We start from the raw sequence: 16,319 nt of genomic DNA on the forward strand, positions 1-16,319 counted from the left end.
CTGTGCTCGCTCATGCCACGGCCTCCGTGTAGACGGGTTTCCGAACGGCGGCCGGCCGGGTGGCGCGCGAGGTGCGCCACCAGGCGGCGAAGCCCCACACGCACAGCGCGCCGTAGATCAGGTACATGACCGCCGACGGGTAGAACCCGCCGCGCAGCAGCAGCGGCACGCCGACCGCGTCCACCGCGATCCACAGCAGCCAGAACTCCACCCAGCCGCGGGCCATGCCGTACGTGGCCAGCAGACTGCCGGTGAGGATCCAGGCGTCGGGCAGCGGACCCCACGAGCCCAGTGCCTTGAGCACCGGGTACGCCGCGGCGGTGCCGACCACGGCGGCCAGCAGCAGCATCAGCCGCTCCCGCCCGGTGGCCCACCGTGGGACGACCGCCGCCTGCCCGCCCTCGGCGCGACGGTTGCGCTGCCAGCGCCACCAGCCGTAGACGCTGACCGCGAAGAAGAACACCTGTCGTCCGGCCTGCCCGTACAGGTCGTGCGCCTGCGGGGTGGCGAACACCCCGCCGAGGAAGACGGTCAGGAGCAGCGCGTTGCCGATCATGCCGACCGGCCAGGCCCAGACCACCCGGCGCAGCCCGAGCAGCGCGGAGATCAGACCGAACGCGTTGCCGACGATCTCCCGGACCAGCACCGGCGAGCCGGCCACTTGCACCTGGGCGTCCAACAGCCAACCGAGCGGACCCATCAGGCCACCCCGCCCGTGATCGAGGCCGCAGCGGAACCGTCGGTGCCGGCCAGCCGGTCGCCGAGCAGCCGCTCGACGTACTTGGCCAGCACGTCGACCTCCAGGTTGACCGGGTCACCGGCCCCCTTCGCGCCGAGCGTGGTCAGCTTGAGCGTGGTCGGGATCAACCCGACGGCGAACTCGTCCGCGCCCACCTCGGCCACGGTCAGCGAGACACCATCGATGGTGATCGAGCCCTTCTCCACCACGTACCGGGACAGGCCGGCGGGCAGCCGGAACCGGACAGTCTCCCACTGCTCGGCCGGCTCCCGGGAGATCAGCTCGCCGACCCCGTCCACGTGGCCCTGCACCAGGTGCCCGCCGAGCCGGCTGCCGAGTGCGGCGGCCCGCTCCAGGTTGACCGGGTCGCCCACGCTCAGCGCGCCCAGCGCGGAGCGGCGAAGCGTCTCGCCCATCACGTCGGCGGTGAAGACCCCGTCGGCCACGTCCACGACGGTCAGGCAGACGCCGTTGACCGCGATGGAGTCGCCGTGCCGGGCGTCCGAGGTGACCAACGGACCACGGACGCCGATCAGCGCGGAATCGCCCGCCGTCGCCGTGACCCGGACGATCTCCCCCAACTCCTCGATAATGCCGGTGAACATGTCAGCCCTCCCTTTTGCGGGGCAAAGCGGTGATCCGGAGATCCGGACCGATCTGCGTAACGTCGACGAACTCCAGATCGATGGCCTCAGCGATGGTGCTCACTCCCGCGTCGACCAGAGCGGTCGGACCGGCGCCGAGCAGCCGGGGCGCGACGTACCCGATGACCTTGTCGACCAGGCCGGCCTGCAGGAACGCGCCGGCCAGCCGGGGGCCGCCCTCCAGCAGCAGCGAGCGGACCCCCCGCTCGTGCAGCGCCGCGAGCAGCGCCGGCAGGTCGACCCGGCCGTCCGGGCCGGCGCCGACCTCCTCGGCGGTCGCGATCCACGTCCGCGCGGCGCCGTCGCGGACCCGGGCGTCAGCCGGGGTACGCCCGGAGCTGTCCACCACCACCCGCAGCGGCTGCCGGATGGCCAGGCTGCCGTCGCGCAGGTTGCGAGCGGTCAGCCGGGGGTCGTCGGCGAGCACGGTGCCCACCCCGGCGAGCACCGCGTCGACAGTGCCGCGCAGCGCGTGCACGTCGATCCGGGCCGCCTCCGAGGTGATCCACATGCTGGTGCCGTCCAGGGCGGCGGCGCGCCCGTCGAGCGTGGCGGCGTACTTCCAGATGACGTACGGCCAGCCCCGGCGCATCGAGGTCAGCCATGCGACGTTGCCGGCCTCGGCCTCCTCGCCGCGTACCCCGAGATCGACGCGGACCCCGGCGGCGCGCAGGGTGGCGGCGCCACCGGACGCGACCGGGTTGGGATCGGGTACGGCGATGACCACCCGGGCGACCCCGGCCTGGACCAGCGCGGAACTGCAGGGGCCGGTGCGGCCGGTGTGGTCACAGGGTTCCAGGGTGACGACTGCGGTGCCGCCCTTGGCCCGCTGCCCGGCCTGCGCCAGGGCGACGATCTCGGCGTGCGGCCCGCCGGCGTACGCGTGGAAGCCCTCCCCCACGACCTGGCCGTCCTCGTCGAGCAGCACGCACCCGACCACCGGATTGGGGCTGGTCGTACCGAGCCCGCGCGCCGCCAACTCGATCGCACGCCGCATCGCCTCGTCAACGGAGACGCTGGCCATCGCCCTGCCCTGCCCTCTCACTCGCCGTCCGCGCGCTGGCGGTCAGGGAGGCTGCGGCCATGGGGCCGCGGGCAGGCGGAGGCGGAATCCGGGAACGGCACAGCCGCCCCGGGAGGTCGGCGCGGCACGCTGAAGCCAGCGGCCGGCACGGACCGTCCGTCCCGCGCGCTGTCTCCCATCCGGACTGTCTGGGCGCGGACGAACCGCCCCCAACCGTCGGCCCCGGATTTTCACCAGGTCCACCGGGCGGCAGAGCCGTCCGGGTCGCGGGCTGACCACGGTTGGACCGTGGATCACCGCCGGTTCGGAATTTCACCGAGTCCCGCCAGCGCGTGGTGGGTTATACCGGCAGTCTTACACGCTGACGCCGCTCCGCCGCCACCTAGGCGAGCTACTTCACAGCGGGATCACGCGTCAGGTGACGCCGCGCCGCCGGTCCACCGCCACGTACGACCCGGGTTGGCTCTTGGCGACCGTCTTCATCTCCGACGCCACCGCGATCACCTCCAGGGGGTCGGTGAACCGCTTGCCGGCGTCGGAGAGGGACACCCCGATGGACAGGGTGACCAGGGCGGCGCGACGGATGTTGCCACGCCGGTCCTTCAGCTCGACGAAGCCGCGCTCCCGGTCGGTCGGGTCGTAGAGCGTGTCGGCGGCGGTCTCGAAGTCCACCACCGCCTGGGAGGTCAGCGGGCGGACCTGGTCCGGGGCGCAGACGATGACGAAGTCGTCACCGCCGACGTGGCCGAGGAAGGCCGGCGGCAGGCCGACACCCACCACCGCCCGGTGCAGGCTGCGGGCCAGCGCGGAGATGAAGTCGTCGCCCCGGACGAAGCCGTACCGGTCGTTGACGCTCTTGAACCGGTCGATGTCGACGTAGCCGACGGCGTAGTCCACGCCCTGCCGCACCCGGTCGCTGATCTCCCGACGGATCCGGCTGTTGCCGGGCAGCCCGGTCAGCGGGGAGACCTCCCGGAACTCCTTGTTGCGGCGCAGCGTGGACGAGACCCGGGCCACCAGCTCGGCGGTGTCGAACGGCTTGACCAGGTAGTCGTCGGCGCCGGCGCTGAGCCCCAGCACCTTGTCGACGGTCATCCCCTTGGCCGTCAACATGATCACCGGCAGGGCGGAGGTCATCGGGTCGGCGCGGAGCCGCCGGGTCAGCTCCAGCCCGTCGATCCGGGGCATCATGAGGTCGACCACCGCCAGGTCCGGACGCTCACGTTCGATGACCTCGAGGGCCTCCTGGCCGTCGCTGGCGTGGATCACGTCGAAGCCGTGTAGGCGCAGGTTGAACTCGACGAAACGAGCGATGTCCTCGTCGTCGTCGACGACGAGGATGATGTCCTTGCGGTCGCCGTCGGGTTCCACGTCAGGCGCCGGGAGCCGCGCGTTCCGCCAGCGAACGCAGCCGCCGTACCGCTTCCGCCGGGTCCGCGGCGCCGTACACGGCGGTGCCGGCGACGAACGCGTCAGCGCCCGCCGCGGCGGCCTGCTCGATGGTGTCGGCGGCGATCCCGCCGTCCACCTCGATGCGCAGTTCCAGGTGCCCGGTCGAGACGTGCCGGCGGGCGGTACGCACCTTGTCGAGCAGTTGCGGGATGAACCGCTGCCCACCGAAGCCGGCCTTGATCGTCATGATCAGCAGGGTGTCGAAGCTGGGCAGCAGGTCCAGGTACGGCTCTATCGGGGTGTCCCGGTCGATGGCCAGGCCCGCCTTCGCGCCGGCCGACCGCAGATCCTTGGCCAGCGCCACCGGATCGTCGGAGGCCTCGGCGTGGAAGGTGACGTTGTACGCCCCGGCGTCGGCGTAACCGGGAGCCCACCGACGCGGATCCTCAATCATCAGGTGCACGTCGAACGGCATCGCGGTGACAGCCCGCAGGCTCTGCACCACGGGCAGGCCGATGGTCAGGTTCGGCACGAAGTGGTTGTCCATCACGTCGACGTGCAACCAGTCCGCGGCGTCCTCGACGGCACGGACCTCTTCGGCGAGGCGGGAGAAATCGGCGGCCAGAATGCTCGGCGCGACGATCGTCGGCGGTACGGTCACGTGGCCAGTGTACGAACGTGGCCACCCGCGACCCGCATCGCGCCACCTTTGGGGACGCGCTGTGACCCAGCAGTGACCACTGGTGCAGAATTAGTCGATCCGGACCCCCGAATCCGGACGAACAGACGTCAATGGCTGGCCGATCGGCGGAAAGGCGACGACACTCCAACCGGGACTGTGCCATAGGCTGCACGCCCGCCGGGGTCTCGCCGCGGGGCGCGGTGACCGGCCGCCAGCTCCCGGGAAGGGCGGACGATGCGACGGTGGCTCCCAGCGCTGGTGCTGGCCGGCGTCACGACGATACTGCTGGCCGGTTGCGCGCCGGCACGAGGCGCGGACGGTGACCTCACCGACGACTGGCCGGCGCTGCGGGTTCCGAAGCCATTCAGTCCGGCCACCGACACCTGCCTGCCCCGGATCATCCCGGTCGTACAGGCCAGCACGTACGAGACGGTGGACTGCGCGCGCAACCACCTGGCCGAGACCATCCACGTCGGCACCTTCGCCGGACCCGACGCGCTGGCCGAGACCCGGCCCGAGCCCGGCTCGCCGGCGCTGCGCACCGCCCGCGCGGAGTGCGACCAACGGGCCCGGGAGGTGCTCGGCGGCGACTGGCACACCGCCCGCCTCGCGTTGAACCTCGCGTTGCCGTCCACGCCCGCCTGGTCCGGCGGGGCGCGCTGGTTCCGCTGCGACCTCAGCGAGACCGGCAGCATCGACAACACCCGACCGGTCAACCGCACCGGCAGCCTGCGCGGCGCGTTGATCGGCGACAGCCCGCTCACGCACCGCTGCTTCGACCCGAAGCTGATCGGCGACAACCTCAACTACATGGCACCCGTGCTCTGCACCGAACCACACCGCGCCGAGTTCGTGGGCGTCTACGAGGAACGCGACATGAGTTGGGCCGACTTCAGCAAAGCCGCCGCCCAGGCGCACCAGCGCTGCATGGAGCTGATCGCCACGTTCGCGTCAGTGCCGAACAACAGCGAGCTGCCGTACCGGGCCGGGTCCATCTACTACCCACCGTCACAAAAGGAGTGGGAGGAGGGCGACCGTGGAGTGCGCTGTTTCCTGTGGAGCGACGACCGCAAACTCACCCGTTCGATGCGCGGCGCCGGCCCCGAGGGACTTCCGGCGATCTGAGCAGTGGTGCCGTATGCTGCTGCGCCGTGGCGCTACCGCCCGGCCGGGTCCGGTCGGCGGCCACCAGCGGCGGGGAGGTCAGGGATGCGACGATGGTTGACGGCGTTCGCCGGAGGTGCGGCCCTCGCGCTGGCACTGGCCGGATGCAACGCGCCCGCCGGACTCGACCGTGACCTCATCGACGACTGGCCGGCGCCCGTCGCGGCGCAGCAGTTCGTACCCGCCGCGGACGTCTGCCACCAGACCACCCAGCAGGTCGGCTTCCTGACCGGCTACAACCCGACGCCGTGCACCGAGGCGCACCGGGTCGAGACCATGCACGTCGGCACCCTCACCGGTCCCGCCGCCGAGCCCGGCACAACGCCACTGCCCGGCTCGGCGGGCATGCGGGCCGCGCAGGCCGCGTGCGACAAGCAGGTCAACAAGGCGGTCGGCGCCGACTGGCGCTCCGGACGACTCGGCCTGACCGTCGTGCTGCCGTCGCCGCAGGCCTGGGCGGGCGGGGCCCGCTGGTACCGCTGCGACGTCACCGAGATCGTCAGCATCGACGACACCACCGTCGACCTGCGCACCGGCAGCCTCCGGGGCTCGTTGTCCGGCGGCGCCCCCCTGGCGTACCGCTGCTTCAACCCGAAGATGGTCAAGGACGACATCGACGAGATGGTGCCGGTGTCCTGCACCGCGAAGCACCACGCCGAGTTCGTCGGGGTGTGGCAGGCCCCGGACGTCAGCTACGCCGAGTTCTCCCGCACCACCAAGCGCACCCACAAGGCCTGCCAGTCGATGATCGCCAGGTACGCGAAGGTGCCGGACAACTCCCAACTCGACTTCCGCGCCGGAACGATCTACTACCAGCCGTACGAGGAAGAGTGGAAGAACGGCAACCGCGGCGTGCAGTGCTTCCTCTGGATCTCCGACCGGGACCTGACCCGTTCGATGAAGAACGCCGGTACCAAGGGCCTCCCGGTCACCTGAGCCGCCGCGTCCGGCCGGGGGAACCGGCCGGACGCGAACCGCATCAGTTTCGGCGCAGGACCGCGAGGAACATCGCGTCGGTGCCGTGGCGGTGTGGCCAGAGCTGCACGGTCGGCCCGTCGCCCAGACCTGGCATCCCGGCCGGCAGCAGCGGACGGGCGTCCACGAAGTCCACCGCGACACCACTGCGGCGGGCTGCCTCGGTCACCGTCACGTGCGTCTCGACCGTGTGCGGCGAGCAGGTGACATAGGCGACCAGGCCACCGGGCCGGACCGCCCGCAGCGCCGCACCGAGCAACTCCCGTTGCAGCCGCGTCAGGGGCGGCAGGTCCGACGGTTGACGACGCCACCGTGACTCCGGCCGACGGCGCAACGAGCCCAGCCCTGTGCACGGGGCGTCGACCAGCACCCGGTCGAAGTGCTGCTCGGGCAGCTTCGGATCGCCGCCGACCTCCCGGCCGTCCATGGCCAGCACGGCCACCGGCAGGCCCCGGGTCGCCTGGGACACCAACCGGGCCCGGTGCTCGGCCACCTCCACAGCTGTCACCCGGGCGCCACGCTGCGCGGCCAGGGCACCCAGCAGACCGGCCTTGCCACCCGGACCGGCGCACAGGTCCAGCCAGCGCCCGTCCGGACCGTCGAGCGGCGCGTCGGCGAGCGCCGCCGCCACCAACTGAGAGCCCTCGTCCTGGACGTGGGCAAGACCCTCGACCACCGCCGGGATGTCGCCCGGAGCGCCCCCGGGCAGATAGACGGCGTACGGCGAGAAGGCACCGGGCGCACCGCCCACCTGGTCGGCCAGGTCGACCGGGTCGATCAGCCCCGGCCGGGCGCAGAGGTGCACCGCCGGGCGCTCGTTGTCCTCGATCAGGAGTCGTGTCGTCTCGCCCAGGTCGCCGCCGAGCGCCTCGGAGAAGGCCCGCACGATCCACTGTGGATGGCTGTACGCCAGGGCCAGGTACCCCACCGGGTCGGTCTCCATCGGTGGGGCGAGCTTCGCCACCCAGGCATCCACGTCACGGGTGGACACCTCGCGCAGCACCGCGTTGGCGAAACCCGCGGCACCCGGCGCGACCGAGCGGACCAGGTCCACTGTCGAGGAGACAGCGGCGTGCGGCGGCACCCGGGTGTACAGCAGTTGGTACGCCCCGAGCCGCAGCGCGTCACGTGCCGGAGGGTCGATGCGGGCCACGTCCCGACCGGACGCGTCGGTCAGGATCGCGTCCAACGTGCCCAGGTGGCGCAGGGTGCCGTAGGTCAGCTCGGTGGCGAAGGCCGCGTCCCGGCCGAACAGCCCCTCCTCCCGCAGGATGGTGGGGAGCACCAGGTTGGCGAACGCGTCGTCGCGGTGCACCGCCGCCACCGCCTCGTACGCGGCACGACGCGGTCGGTCCAGTGGCGGCCGGACCGGCCGGCGGTCCCCGCCACGACCCGAGGTCGGGCCCGAGCGTGTGGGGCGCGTCCCCTCCGGGGCCGTCACGCGAACTCCTCGCCGGTGCCGACGCGGACGCCGCGCGCCCAGTCGGTGGCGCCCATCGCCCGCTTACCGGCGGCACGGACCTCGCCGAGGCGCACCGGCACGGTCGCCGTGCCGGCGAGCACCCGGGACTTCTCCACCAGCAACTCCCCCGGCTTCAACTCCGGGCCGTCGGGCTCCGGCACGACCGGGCCGAGCTTCACCCGCTCGCCTCGGAACGTGGTCCAGCCACCCGGGGCCGGGGTGCAGGCCCGGAGCCGACGGTCCACGGCGAAAGCCGGGTCGCCCCAGCGCAGCCGGGCGTCGTCCACCGTCAGTTTCGGTGCCAGCGACACCCCGTCGGCGGGCTGCGGCTCGGCCCGCGCGGTGCCGTCGGCGATCGCGTCGAGCACCGCCACCAGCAGCCCGGCGCCGGAGTCGGCGAGCCGCCCCAGCAGGTCGCCGGAGGTGTCGGCCGCGCGGATCTCGTCGGTGAGGGTGCCGTAGACCGGGCCGGTGTCCAGGCCCTCCTCCAACTGGAAGACGCTGGCGCCGGTCAGCTCGTCACCGTGCAGCACGGCGTGCTGCACCGGTGCGGCGCCACGCCAGGCGGGCAGCAGCGAGAAGTGCAGGTTGATCCAGCCGTGCCGGGGGATCTCCAGGGCGGCCGGCGGCACCAGCGCGCCGTAGGCGACCACCGGCACGCAGTCCGGTGCGAGCGCGCGGAGCCGGTCGAGGAACTCGGGCTCGCGGGGCCGGGCCGGAGTGAGCACCTCGACGCCGTGCTCGTCGGCCCACTCGCCGACCGGGGACCGGGACAGGCCACGTCCGCGTCCGGCGGGCGCGTCGGGTCGGGTGACCACGGCGACCAGCTCGTGCCGGGAGGCGGCGACGGCAGCCAGGGCGGGAACGGCGACAGCCGGCGTACCGGCGAAGACCACGCGCATCCGGGTCACCGACCCAGACCGAAGGGGTCGCTGATGTGCGGGCTGAGCTTGACCGTGGGCGGGGCTGCCGCGTCGTACCAGTCGGCCTGGCGGATCGCCTTCATGGCCTCCTTGCGACCGGCGGCGTCCAGCCGGTCCAGGAAGAGCACGCCGTCGAGGTGGTCGGTCTCGTGCTGCACGCAGCGGGACATCAGGCCGGTGCCGACGATCTGCACCGGGTCGCCGAACGCGCTGAAGCCCTTGGCGATGACGTTCTGGCGGCGCTTGGTGTCGAAGTAGAGCCCGGGGATGGACAGGCAGCCCTCCGGGCCGTCCTGCTCCTCCTCGTCGGGGAACTCCAGCACGGGATTGACCAGGTGCCCGAGCACGTCGTCGACGTCGAAGGCGAACACCCGCAGACTCACACCGAGCTGCGGTGCGGCCAGACCGGCGCCGTTCTGCTCACGCATCGTGTCGGTCAGGTCGGCGACCAGCCGACGCAGCTCGGCGTCGAAGTCGACCACCGGATCGGCCGGCGTGCGCAGCACCGGATCCCCAAAAAGACGGATGGGCTGGACGGTCACGCGGGGTGGCTCCTTCACGGGTCGGACGGGGATGCCGTACCAGTCTACGGAGTGCCCGGCCGTCCGCCGGCCGGCGTACCTCGATCGGCGACCGCCGGTGTGCCCAGCGTCACCGGCCGGCTCCCGCGTCCGGGGACTCGGCCCGGGTCAGCAGGTCCCGTACCCGCTCGCTGTCCGGGTGGCCGAGGTCGTCGAGGATGCCCAGCGCCCGCCGCCAGGTACGCACCGCACCGGCCGGGTCCCCCGCCGCGTGCCGACTCACCCCGAGCCGGGACAGGGTGTCCGCCTCGTCGTAGCGGTCGCTGATCCGCCGGTACAGCCGCAGGGCCCGCCCGTAACAGCGGATCGCCTCGCGGTGCTCACCCAACTGGGCGTGGATGAAGCCCAGGCTGTCCCAGGTGTTCGCCTCACCATGCCGGTCACCGGTCGGGCGCAGCAGCGCCAACGCCTCCCCGCAGTGCGCGAGTGCCGGCCCGTACTGGCCGAGCTGGGCGTGCGCCCAACCCACCGCGTTGCGCGCACTCGCCTCCCCCGCCAGGTGGCCGGCGGCCTGGTACAGCGCCAGCGCGCGTTCACCGTGGTCAAGCGCCTCGGCGTACCGTCCGAGCCCGTCGAGCATCGCGCCGAACGCCCGGTGGGTACGCGCCTGCCCGGTGTGGTCGCCCAACGACTCGAAGATCACCAGCGCCTGCCGGTAGTTCCTCGCCGCCTCGTCCACCCGGCCCAGCCGGTACAGCACCCGGGCGAGGTCACGGTGGGCGTTCGCCTGCCCGAGCCGGTCGCCCACCCGTCGCGCCCCGGCCAGCGCGGCCTCCTGGGCGAGGACCAGGTCCGGCCAGCGCCCCCGGCGTTGCAGGAAGTCCACCAACGTCCAGGCCAACTGCCAGGCATGACCGTCGAACCCGGTACGCCTCGCGTACGCGACCGCCGCCAACAGCACCGGGTACTCGACGGTGAACCAGGCGAGCGCCTGCCCGTGGTCGGTGATCTCCTCGGGCACCACGCCCGGCCCGGCGGCGGCCAGGGTGACCGGATCCCGACCCGGCTGCAGCAGCAACGCGGCCGCGTGCGCGGTGTGCAGGTAGTGGTCGAGCCCTCGCCGGATCGCGGCCCGCCGGGACTCCGCCGGTTCGAGACGTTCAGCCTGCTCGGCGGCGTACGCCCGGAGCAGGTCGTGGGCGCCGAACCGGCCGGGGGCATGCTCGGTGACCAGGTGAGCGTGGGCCAGCTCCGCCAGCAGTCGGGGCACCTGGGCCCGGGGCAGCCCGGCCAGGCTGGCCGCGGCGGCGACCCCGATGTCCGGCCCCGGGTGGCAGCCGAACAGCCGGAACAGACGTGCCGCCGCCGGCGTCAGGTTCCGGTACGACCAGGAGAAGACGGCCTGCACGTCGGTGCTGGCATCCCCCCCGTCGAAGGAGTCCAGCGGACGCGGCGCCTCGCGCAGCTCGGCGGCGAGGGCCGCCAGGGAGAACGCCGGATTCGCCGCACCCCTCGCGGCGAGCACCGCCAGCGCCAGCGGCAGCCGCGCGCACCGCTCGATGATCTCGTCCACCGCCTTCGGCTCGACCGTCAACCGCTGCGCGCCGAGCCGGCGGGCCAGCAGTTGCCAGGACTCGGCGGCACTGAGCAGGCCGACGCCGATCGGCCGGGCGCCCTCGGCGGCGACCAGGCCGGCGAGCCGGTTGCGGCTGGTGACCAGGACCAGGCAGGTCGGGCTGCCGACCAGCAGGGGCCGAACGTGGTCGATGTCGCGGGCATTGTCCAACAGCACCAGCATCCGGCGGTTGGCGAGCAGGCTGCGGTAGAGGCCCACCTGCGCGGTCAGGTGGGTGGGTATGCGTTCGGGCGGCACCTCGAGGGCCTCGAGGAAGCCGCGTACCGCCTCGACGGCGGTCATCTCCGTCCCGGTGGAGTCGAAGCCGCGCAGGTCGACGTAGAGCTGGCCGTCCGGGAAACGGTCGGCCACCCGGTGCGCCCAGTACACCGCCAGGGTCGTCTTGCCGACCCCGGCGGTGCCGGACAGCGTCATGATGGTCACTGGCCCCGGACCGCCGTCCTCGTGCGGGGCGGGGTTGACGCACTCGGCGTCGAGCTGGGCGAGCTGGGCAACACGTCCGATGAATCCGGGTAGCGCCGGGGGTAGTTGGCGGGGCACGGGCAGCCGGGTCGACGTCGTACCGGCCCGTTGGCCGCCGCCCCGGGCCCGGGCCGGCCCGACGCCCGTCCGCCCGGTCGCGGCGTGATCCCGGTTCGGTCGTCGGCGCCCCTCCTCGACCCGGTCCCGCGCGGTGGCCAGTGCCCCCTGCTCGGCGGGGGTCGCCCCGAGCAGGCGGATGAGGACGTCGAACCGCTCCGGCGGAGGCAGGATGTTGCCGGCGAAGTACTCCCCGATGATCCCCCGTGACCAGCCGGTCTTGGCGGCCAACTGCCGATACGTCAGTTGGGTCTCACCCTGCTGCCGGGCTTCCCGACGGCGCAACTGGCGTAACAGCCCGGCCAGTTCCGGCAGTGTCTGCGCGTCGCAGCCGCCGCGGGCCCCCTCGAACGACCCGGGTGAGCCCTGCTCCGTCGGTCGAGCGCCGGGCGGTACCCGTTGGTCGGACATACGGCTCCCACCCCCCGGTCACCCGGTCCCCCCGGATGCGCACGGGCAGGCTAATTCCACCGCCACTCCCATCGATAGGCGACCGCCGATGTCTGACAGTTCCACTTCGGACCGTTGATCGTCCGATGATGTCCGGCGGTGTCCAGTGCCGTCCAGGATGCGCGACGCGAAGCCGAGGTCCCGTGCCACCGTCCTCGTGCGGGTTCGGCCCGCTCCACGATCCCTGGGGGAAGAGGTACCTGATGATCCGTCCACACCCGACCGTTCGGCGGTCCGCGATGCTGCGTCGCGTCGCCGTCACCGCGTTCGGCCTCACGCTGCTCGTCGCGGGAGTGACCGCCGCACCGGCCACCGCCGCACCGGACGGCAAGGCTGGCATCGCCGCACCCGGCGGCAACGCTGGCATCGCCGCACCCGGCGGCAAGGCCGCCACCGCCGGGTCGTTCGTCGACAGCACACCGGTGCCCGGCGGCTTCGCCTCCTGGTCCGAGCTGCTCCGGTTGCAGCAGCGCATGAACAACGCCGCCGCCCAGATCACGAACGCGGCGCAGCGCAGCGCCAACTCCGGGTTCGCGGGCATCGTCGCCGACCCCACCAACCGCCACCTCAAGGTCTACTGGAAGGGGGAGCCGCCGGCCAACCTGGTGGCCAACGCCCGGGCCACCGTCGCCACGCAGGTGCTGCCCGCCGCGTACTCCCAGCGGGAACTTCTTGCCGCGGCCGACCGCCTGCGGGCCAAGGCGGGCGACGAGATCACCACTGTCGGGCCGCGCGCCGACGGCGCCGGCCTGCTCGTCGGCACGCAGGACGGTCTGCTCGGCGCGACGGCCCTGGCCGGCGTGCCGGTGACCGTGCAGACCAAGGTCGCCGCCGCGCCCGCGACGCGGTGGGACGACACCGCGCCGTGGTGGGGCGGTGCCGCCTGGCGCAACGCCACCACCGGCGGTGGCTGCTCGACCGGCTTCGGGGTCTTCAAGAACGGGAATGCGCGGATCCTCTCCGCCGCGCACTGCGGCAACCTCAACAACGTCGCGACCGACCCGACCGGGCAGGCGATGGGCACCGTCAGCTTCCGCAACGCCGGCACCGACACCCTGCTGTTGTCGGGCGGCTCCGGCGGCCGGGTCTTCAACAACAGCACCGACGCGCAGGGCAACGTGGTCAGTGAGTTCAGCAACCAGGTGATCGGCGCGTCGGCCAGCCAGGTCGGCAACTGGGTGTGCACCTCCGGCGCGTACTCCGGCACCCGCTGCTCGATCCAGGTGAAGGCCCGCAACCTGTGCATCAACGTGCGCGACTTCGGCCAGGTCTGCGGGCAGGTTCAGGCGGAGAACACCACCGGCCTCAACGCCGTCGGTCAGGGCGACAGCGGTGGCCCGGTGGAGATCGTGAACGCGGCGAACACCCTCCAGGTCTGGGCGACCGGCACCAACACCGCCATCGACGACACCAACACGTCCACGGCCTGCACCGGCTACCGCCCCACCGGGCGGGTCTGCGCCTGGCGGTTCTACTACGAGGACATCTTCTCCGGCATGGCCGGCGTCGGCGCCACGGGCGTCGTCCTCGGCTGAGCGAGCTCGGCGACCCGCCGTTCGACCCGGTGGCCGGGTCGGTGCGCATCCCGCGCGCCGGCCCGGCCCTTCGCTGGGCCCGGACGGCGGCAGCCTACGGAGCGCCCCGCCGCGCGCCGGCCGACGCACCTCCGTCGGCGACGGCCGGCGTGCCCAGCGACACCAGCAGGCTCTCGTAGCCTCGCAGGGTCAGCCGGGTCCGGTGCCGAGGCGGCTCGACCAGCGCCAGTTCGGGGAGGCGGCGCAGCAGCATCGGGAACGCCAGCTGCGCCTCCAGCCGGGCCAGGCCAGCACCGAGGCAGTAGTGCGGGCCGGCGCCGAAGGACAGCGGGTGCCCCTGGTCCCGCATCGGGTCGAAACGCTGCGGGTCGGCAAACCGGCGCGGGTCGCGGTTCGCCGCGCCGAACAGCAGCAACGCCGCGCTGCCCGCCGGAAGGTCGAGCCCGCCGCAGCGCACCGGCGCCGTGCTGGTCCGGGTGGTCAACTGCACCGGCGAGTCGTAGCGCAGCAGCTCCTCGACGTACGCCGGGGCGAGCGCGGGATCGGCGCGCAGTTCGGCGGCGGCGGCCGGGTGACGCAGCAGCACGACGAGACCGTTGCCGAGCAGGTTGGTAGTGGTCTCGAAGCCGGCCACCAGCAGCACCACCAGGTTGGCCAGCAGTTCGTCGCCGGTGAGGCGGTCGCCGTCGTCGTCGTGCACCTGGACCAGCGCGGTGGTCAGGTCGTCGGCCGGTGCCCGCCGCCGGGCGACGATCAGCTCGACGAAGTAGTCGCGCAGCTCGGAGGCGCCCGCGTCGGCGACCGTCAACTCCTCGGGAGTTATCTCCGGCTCCAGCACCCCGGTCAGGTCACCAGCCCAGCGGCGGAACAGCGGCCGGTCAGCCGCGGGTACGCCGAGCAGCGCGCAGATCACCCCGACCGGCAGCGGGTACGCGAAGTCGGCCAGCATGTCGACCGGAGCGCCGCCCGCGGCGCGGTCGACCAGCAGGTCGAGCAACTCCTCGGCCTGCGCCCGCACCACGTCGCGCATGCCGGCGATCCGGCGAGGACTGAACGCCCCTGCGGCCAGCCGACGCATCCGGCTGTGGTCAGGCGGGTTGGTCCGCAGCATGGACCGGGCGATCGACGACACCGCCGGGCTCTGCCGCCAGTTCGGCCAGACCTGGTCCCGGAGCGCGTCGTCGAGCACCCCGAGCCGGGGGTCGCGCAACAGCTCGTCGACCTCCGGGTAACCGGTCACCACGTACAGGCCCGGCAACGCCTGCACCACGGGCCCGTGGGCGCGCAGCCGCTCGTACGTCGGGTACGGGTCGACGCGCCCCTGCGGCGACATGAGCAGTGTCAGCGCTTCGGCAGCCTCCATGGCCGGCCCCCCGTCGATGCGTCGGAGGTTCCATCATCCCGGTGCGGCCGCCATCCAGCAGCCCTCAAGGCCGCGCAGTCGACGCCGAGCGCCCAGACAGCGGCGGCTCGGGCACCGGCGGGTCTGACACCGGCCGCCGAGGCTCAGGCGCTGGCGCTCGGGTCCCCGGCGAGGACCGCGTCACCACGGAGCAACGCGGGCTCGGGCAGCGGAAGCTGGATCTTGTGGGCCGCCTCCCAGTCGTAGATCAGGCCGGGGCGGACCTGGGCGGCGAAGTAGTCGATCGCCGTCATCCCACCCACGACCGGCTCATCGACCTCGGCGACCAGCTGGGCCGGGACGAGGGAGAACCCGTTCTGCAGGGCGGCGCTGAGCCGGCGGTGACCGTCGACGACGAAGAAGTACTCGCCGGTGAACCCGATCTTCAACGGTTCGAGGGCCTCGTCGCCGGCCTCGGCCACGTCGCCGACGAAGTCGGTGTCCCACAGACCCCGCAGGGTGGCGATGTCCTCGGTCGGGTAGACGCGGGCCGGGTCGAGCAGCAGCAGCGGTGGCGCGTCCCGCAGCACCTCAGCGCCGAGCGTCCCCTCGTACGCGGCGATGATGTGCTCGATCACCTCGGAGGCGGTCGCCCGGGTGGTGTCGCAGATCAGGTCGTAGTTGCGCAGTCGGGCCTTGTCCACGCCGTACCGGATGATGAACCGGCTGCGCTCGCTGGCACTGCGCTCCCGGAGCTTGGCCTTGGCCTCCTCCATCGAGGCGTAGCTCTCCGCCGGACCGGAGGGCCGGGCGAGCACCCGACGGGCCGCCTCACCCGGCTCGGTGATCATGTGCACCTTGAGCGCGTCGGTGAAGAAGTGCCAGGCCAGCCGGGAGTCCATGACGAGGCGCTCACCGGAGGCGGCGATGTCCCGCTGGAGCTGGTCGACGTAGCCGTCGACGGCCTGGTCGAGCTCGGCGTGCAGATTGAGCTGCAGAGCGGTCATCTGCCGCTGCTGCGCCATCTCCCGGTAGAGGTCCCCCACGCTGACCCGGCGCATCCCGAGCCGCTTGGCGATCTCGACCGACACGGTGCTCTTGCCGCTGCCGAGGTCGCCGTTGAAGACGATCGATTGTCCAACGGTCACGACTTGTCCACCCCTGATCACCGGCTCATTGACATCATCGACACCGCGTCCGACCGACGCGTTCCCGCCATCGTCGCGACAGCCCGCTGCGGCCCCGACTGAG

At 72.8% G+C, this 16,319-nt stretch carries 14 protein-coding genes and 1 riboswitch; of the genes, 3 read left to right on the plus strand and 11 right to left on the minus strand.

The annotated features are described in order from the left end of the window. Nucleotides 1-10: 10 nt before the first annotated feature. From pnuC to rpe, 5 genes are all read right to left on the minus strand, one after another. Nucleotides 11-700 (minus strand): nicotinamide riboside transporter PnuC, encoded by a 690-nt coding sequence (gene pnuC / locus FHU34_RS22330; RefSeq protein WP_145783635.1) that lies wholly within the window; start codon nt 698-700, stop codon nt 11-13. Further along, nucleotides 700-1,344 carry a riboflavin synthase gene (locus FHU34_RS22335; RefSeq protein ID WP_145783638.1) on the minus strand — a complete coding sequence of 215 codons (645 nt, stop codon included), beginning with the start codon at nt 1,342-1,344 and terminating at the stop codon, nt 700-702. Before FHU34_RS22335 ends, pnuC begins: the two co-directional genes overlap by 1 nt. Before the next feature lies 1 nt (nt 1,345). After that, nucleotides 1,346-2,407, minus strand: coding sequence for a bifunctional diaminohydroxyphosphoribosylaminopyrimidine deaminase/5-amino-6-(5-phosphoribosylamino)uracil reductase RibD (gene ribD, locus FHU34_RS22340; RefSeq protein WP_145783640.1), 1,062 nt, complete (start codon nt 2,405-2,407; stop codon nt 1,346-1,348). Between the two features lie 163 nt (nt 2,408-2,570). Further along, a riboswitch (FMN riboswitch) is annotated at nt 2,571-2,741 on the minus strand. A gap of 80 nt (nt 2,742-2,821) precedes the next feature. Beyond that, nucleotides 2,822-3,883 carry a response regulator gene (locus tag FHU34_RS22345; protein ID WP_208745198.1) on the minus strand — a complete coding sequence of 354 codons (1,062 nt, stop codon included), beginning with the start codon at nt 3,881-3,883 and terminating at the stop codon, nt 2,822-2,824. Next, nucleotides 3,780-4,460 carry a ribulose-phosphate 3-epimerase gene (gene rpe, locus FHU34_RS22350; protein WP_145783644.1) on the minus strand — a complete coding sequence of 227 codons (681 nt, stop codon included), beginning with the start codon at nt 4,458-4,460 and terminating at the stop codon, nt 3,780-3,782. Before rpe ends, FHU34_RS22345 begins: the two co-directional genes overlap by 104 nt. A 255-nt stretch (nt 4,461-4,715) precedes the next feature. Between rpe and FHU34_RS22355 the strand changes: the two genes are divergently transcribed. Beyond that, nucleotides 4,716-5,606: a septum formation family protein gene (locus FHU34_RS22355; RefSeq protein ID WP_145783647.1), complete on the plus strand. Its 891-nt coding sequence runs from the start codon at nt 4,716-4,718 to the stop codon at nt 5,604-5,606. 84 nt (nt 5,607-5,690) lie between these two features. Further along, the gene (locus FHU34_RS22360; protein ID WP_145783651.1) at nt 5,691-6,581 is read left to right on the plus strand and encodes a septum formation family protein; all 891 of its coding nucleotides are present in this window, start codon (nt 5,691-5,693) and stop codon (nt 6,579-6,581) included. Between the two features lie 43 nt (nt 6,582-6,624). Here FHU34_RS22360 and FHU34_RS22365 read toward each other — a convergent pair whose 3' ends face one another. From FHU34_RS22365 to FHU34_RS22380, 4 genes are all read right to left on the minus strand, one after another. Beyond that, nucleotides 6,625-8,103: an RsmB/NOP family class I SAM-dependent RNA methyltransferase gene (locus tag FHU34_RS22365; protein WP_425280584.1), complete on the minus strand. Its 1,479-nt coding sequence runs from the start codon at nt 8,101-8,103 to the stop codon at nt 6,625-6,627. Further along, complete coding sequence (fmt, locus tag FHU34_RS22370) at nt 8,058-8,984, minus strand: methionyl-tRNA formyltransferase (RefSeq protein WP_145783661.1); 927 nt, start codon at nt 8,982-8,984, stop codon at nt 8,058-8,060. Before fmt ends, FHU34_RS22365 begins: the two co-directional genes overlap by 46 nt. 5 nt (nt 8,985-8,989) lie before the next feature. Next, nucleotides 8,990-9,547: a peptide deformylase gene (def, locus tag FHU34_RS22375; protein ID WP_145783667.1), complete on the minus strand. Its 558-nt coding sequence runs from the start codon at nt 9,545-9,547 to the stop codon at nt 8,990-8,992. Nucleotides 9,548-9,656: 109 nt separating this feature from the next. After that, nucleotides 9,657-12,152, minus strand: coding sequence for an ATP-binding protein (locus tag FHU34_RS22380; RefSeq protein WP_145783675.1), 2,496 nt, complete (start codon nt 12,150-12,152; stop codon nt 9,657-9,659). 242 nt (nt 12,153-12,394) lie between these two features. On the opposite strand from FHU34_RS22380, the gene FHU34_RS22385 reads away from it, so the two are divergent. Then, nucleotides 12,395-13,726 carry a hypothetical protein gene (locus FHU34_RS22385; protein ID WP_145783682.1) on the plus strand — a complete coding sequence of 444 codons (1,332 nt, stop codon included), beginning with the start codon at nt 12,395-12,397 and terminating at the stop codon, nt 13,724-13,726. A gap of 94 nt (nt 13,727-13,820) precedes the next feature. On the opposite strand, the gene FHU34_RS22390 is transcribed toward FHU34_RS22385, so the two are convergent. Then, complete coding sequence (locus tag FHU34_RS22390; RefSeq protein WP_145783688.1) at nt 13,821-15,089, minus strand: cytochrome P450; 1,269 nt, start codon at nt 15,087-15,089, stop codon at nt 13,821-13,823. Between the two features lie 143 nt (nt 15,090-15,232). Beyond that, nucleotides 15,233-16,216, minus strand: a complete 984-nt coding sequence (locus FHU34_RS22395; protein WP_145783693.1) for an AAA family ATPase — start codon at nt 16,214-16,216, stop codon at nt 15,233-15,235. Between the last annotated feature and the right edge of the window lie 103 nt (nt 16,217-16,319).

This window comes from Micromonospora taraxaci (assembly GCF_007830095.1).
Classification (GTDB): Bacteria; Actinomycetota; Actinomycetes; order Mycobacteriales; family Micromonosporaceae; genus Micromonospora; species Micromonospora taraxaci.

Excerpts from the sequence above, each read along its gene's own strand:
- ribD (WP_145783640.1), bottom strand. The coding sequence starts at position 2,407 with ATGGCCAGCGTCTCCGTTGACGAGGCGATGCGGCGTGCGATCGAGTTG.
- FHU34_RS22360 (WP_145783651.1), top strand. The coding sequence starts at position 5,691 with ATGCGACGATGGTTGACGGCGTTCGCCGGAGGTGCGGCCCTCGCGCTG.
- FHU34_RS22380 (WP_145783675.1), bottom strand. The coding sequence starts at position 12,152 with ATGTCCGACCAACGGGTACCGCCCGGCGCTCGACCGACGGAGCAGGGC.
- FHU34_RS22390 (WP_145783688.1), bottom strand. The coding sequence starts at position 15,089 with ATGGAGGCTGCCGAAGCGCTGACACTGCTCATGTCGCCGCAGGGGCGC.
- fmt (WP_145783661.1), bottom strand. The coding sequence starts at position 8,984 with ATGCGCGTGGTCTTCGCCGGTACGCCGGCTGTCGCCGTTCCCGCCCTG.
- FHU34_RS22385 (WP_145783682.1), top strand. The coding sequence starts at position 12,395 with ATGATCCGTCCACACCCGACCGTTCGGCGGTCCGCGATGCTGCGTCGC.
- pnuC (WP_145783635.1), bottom strand. The coding sequence starts at position 700 with ATGGGTCCGCTCGGTTGGCTGTTGGACGCCCAGGTGCAAGTGGCCGGC.
- FHU34_RS22355 (WP_145783647.1), top strand. The coding sequence starts at position 4,716 with ATGCGACGGTGGCTCCCAGCGCTGGTGCTGGCCGGCGTCACGACGATA.
- FHU34_RS22335 (WP_145783638.1), bottom strand. The coding sequence starts at position 1,344 with ATGTTCACCGGCATTATCGAGGAGTTGGGGGAGATCGTCCGGGTCACG.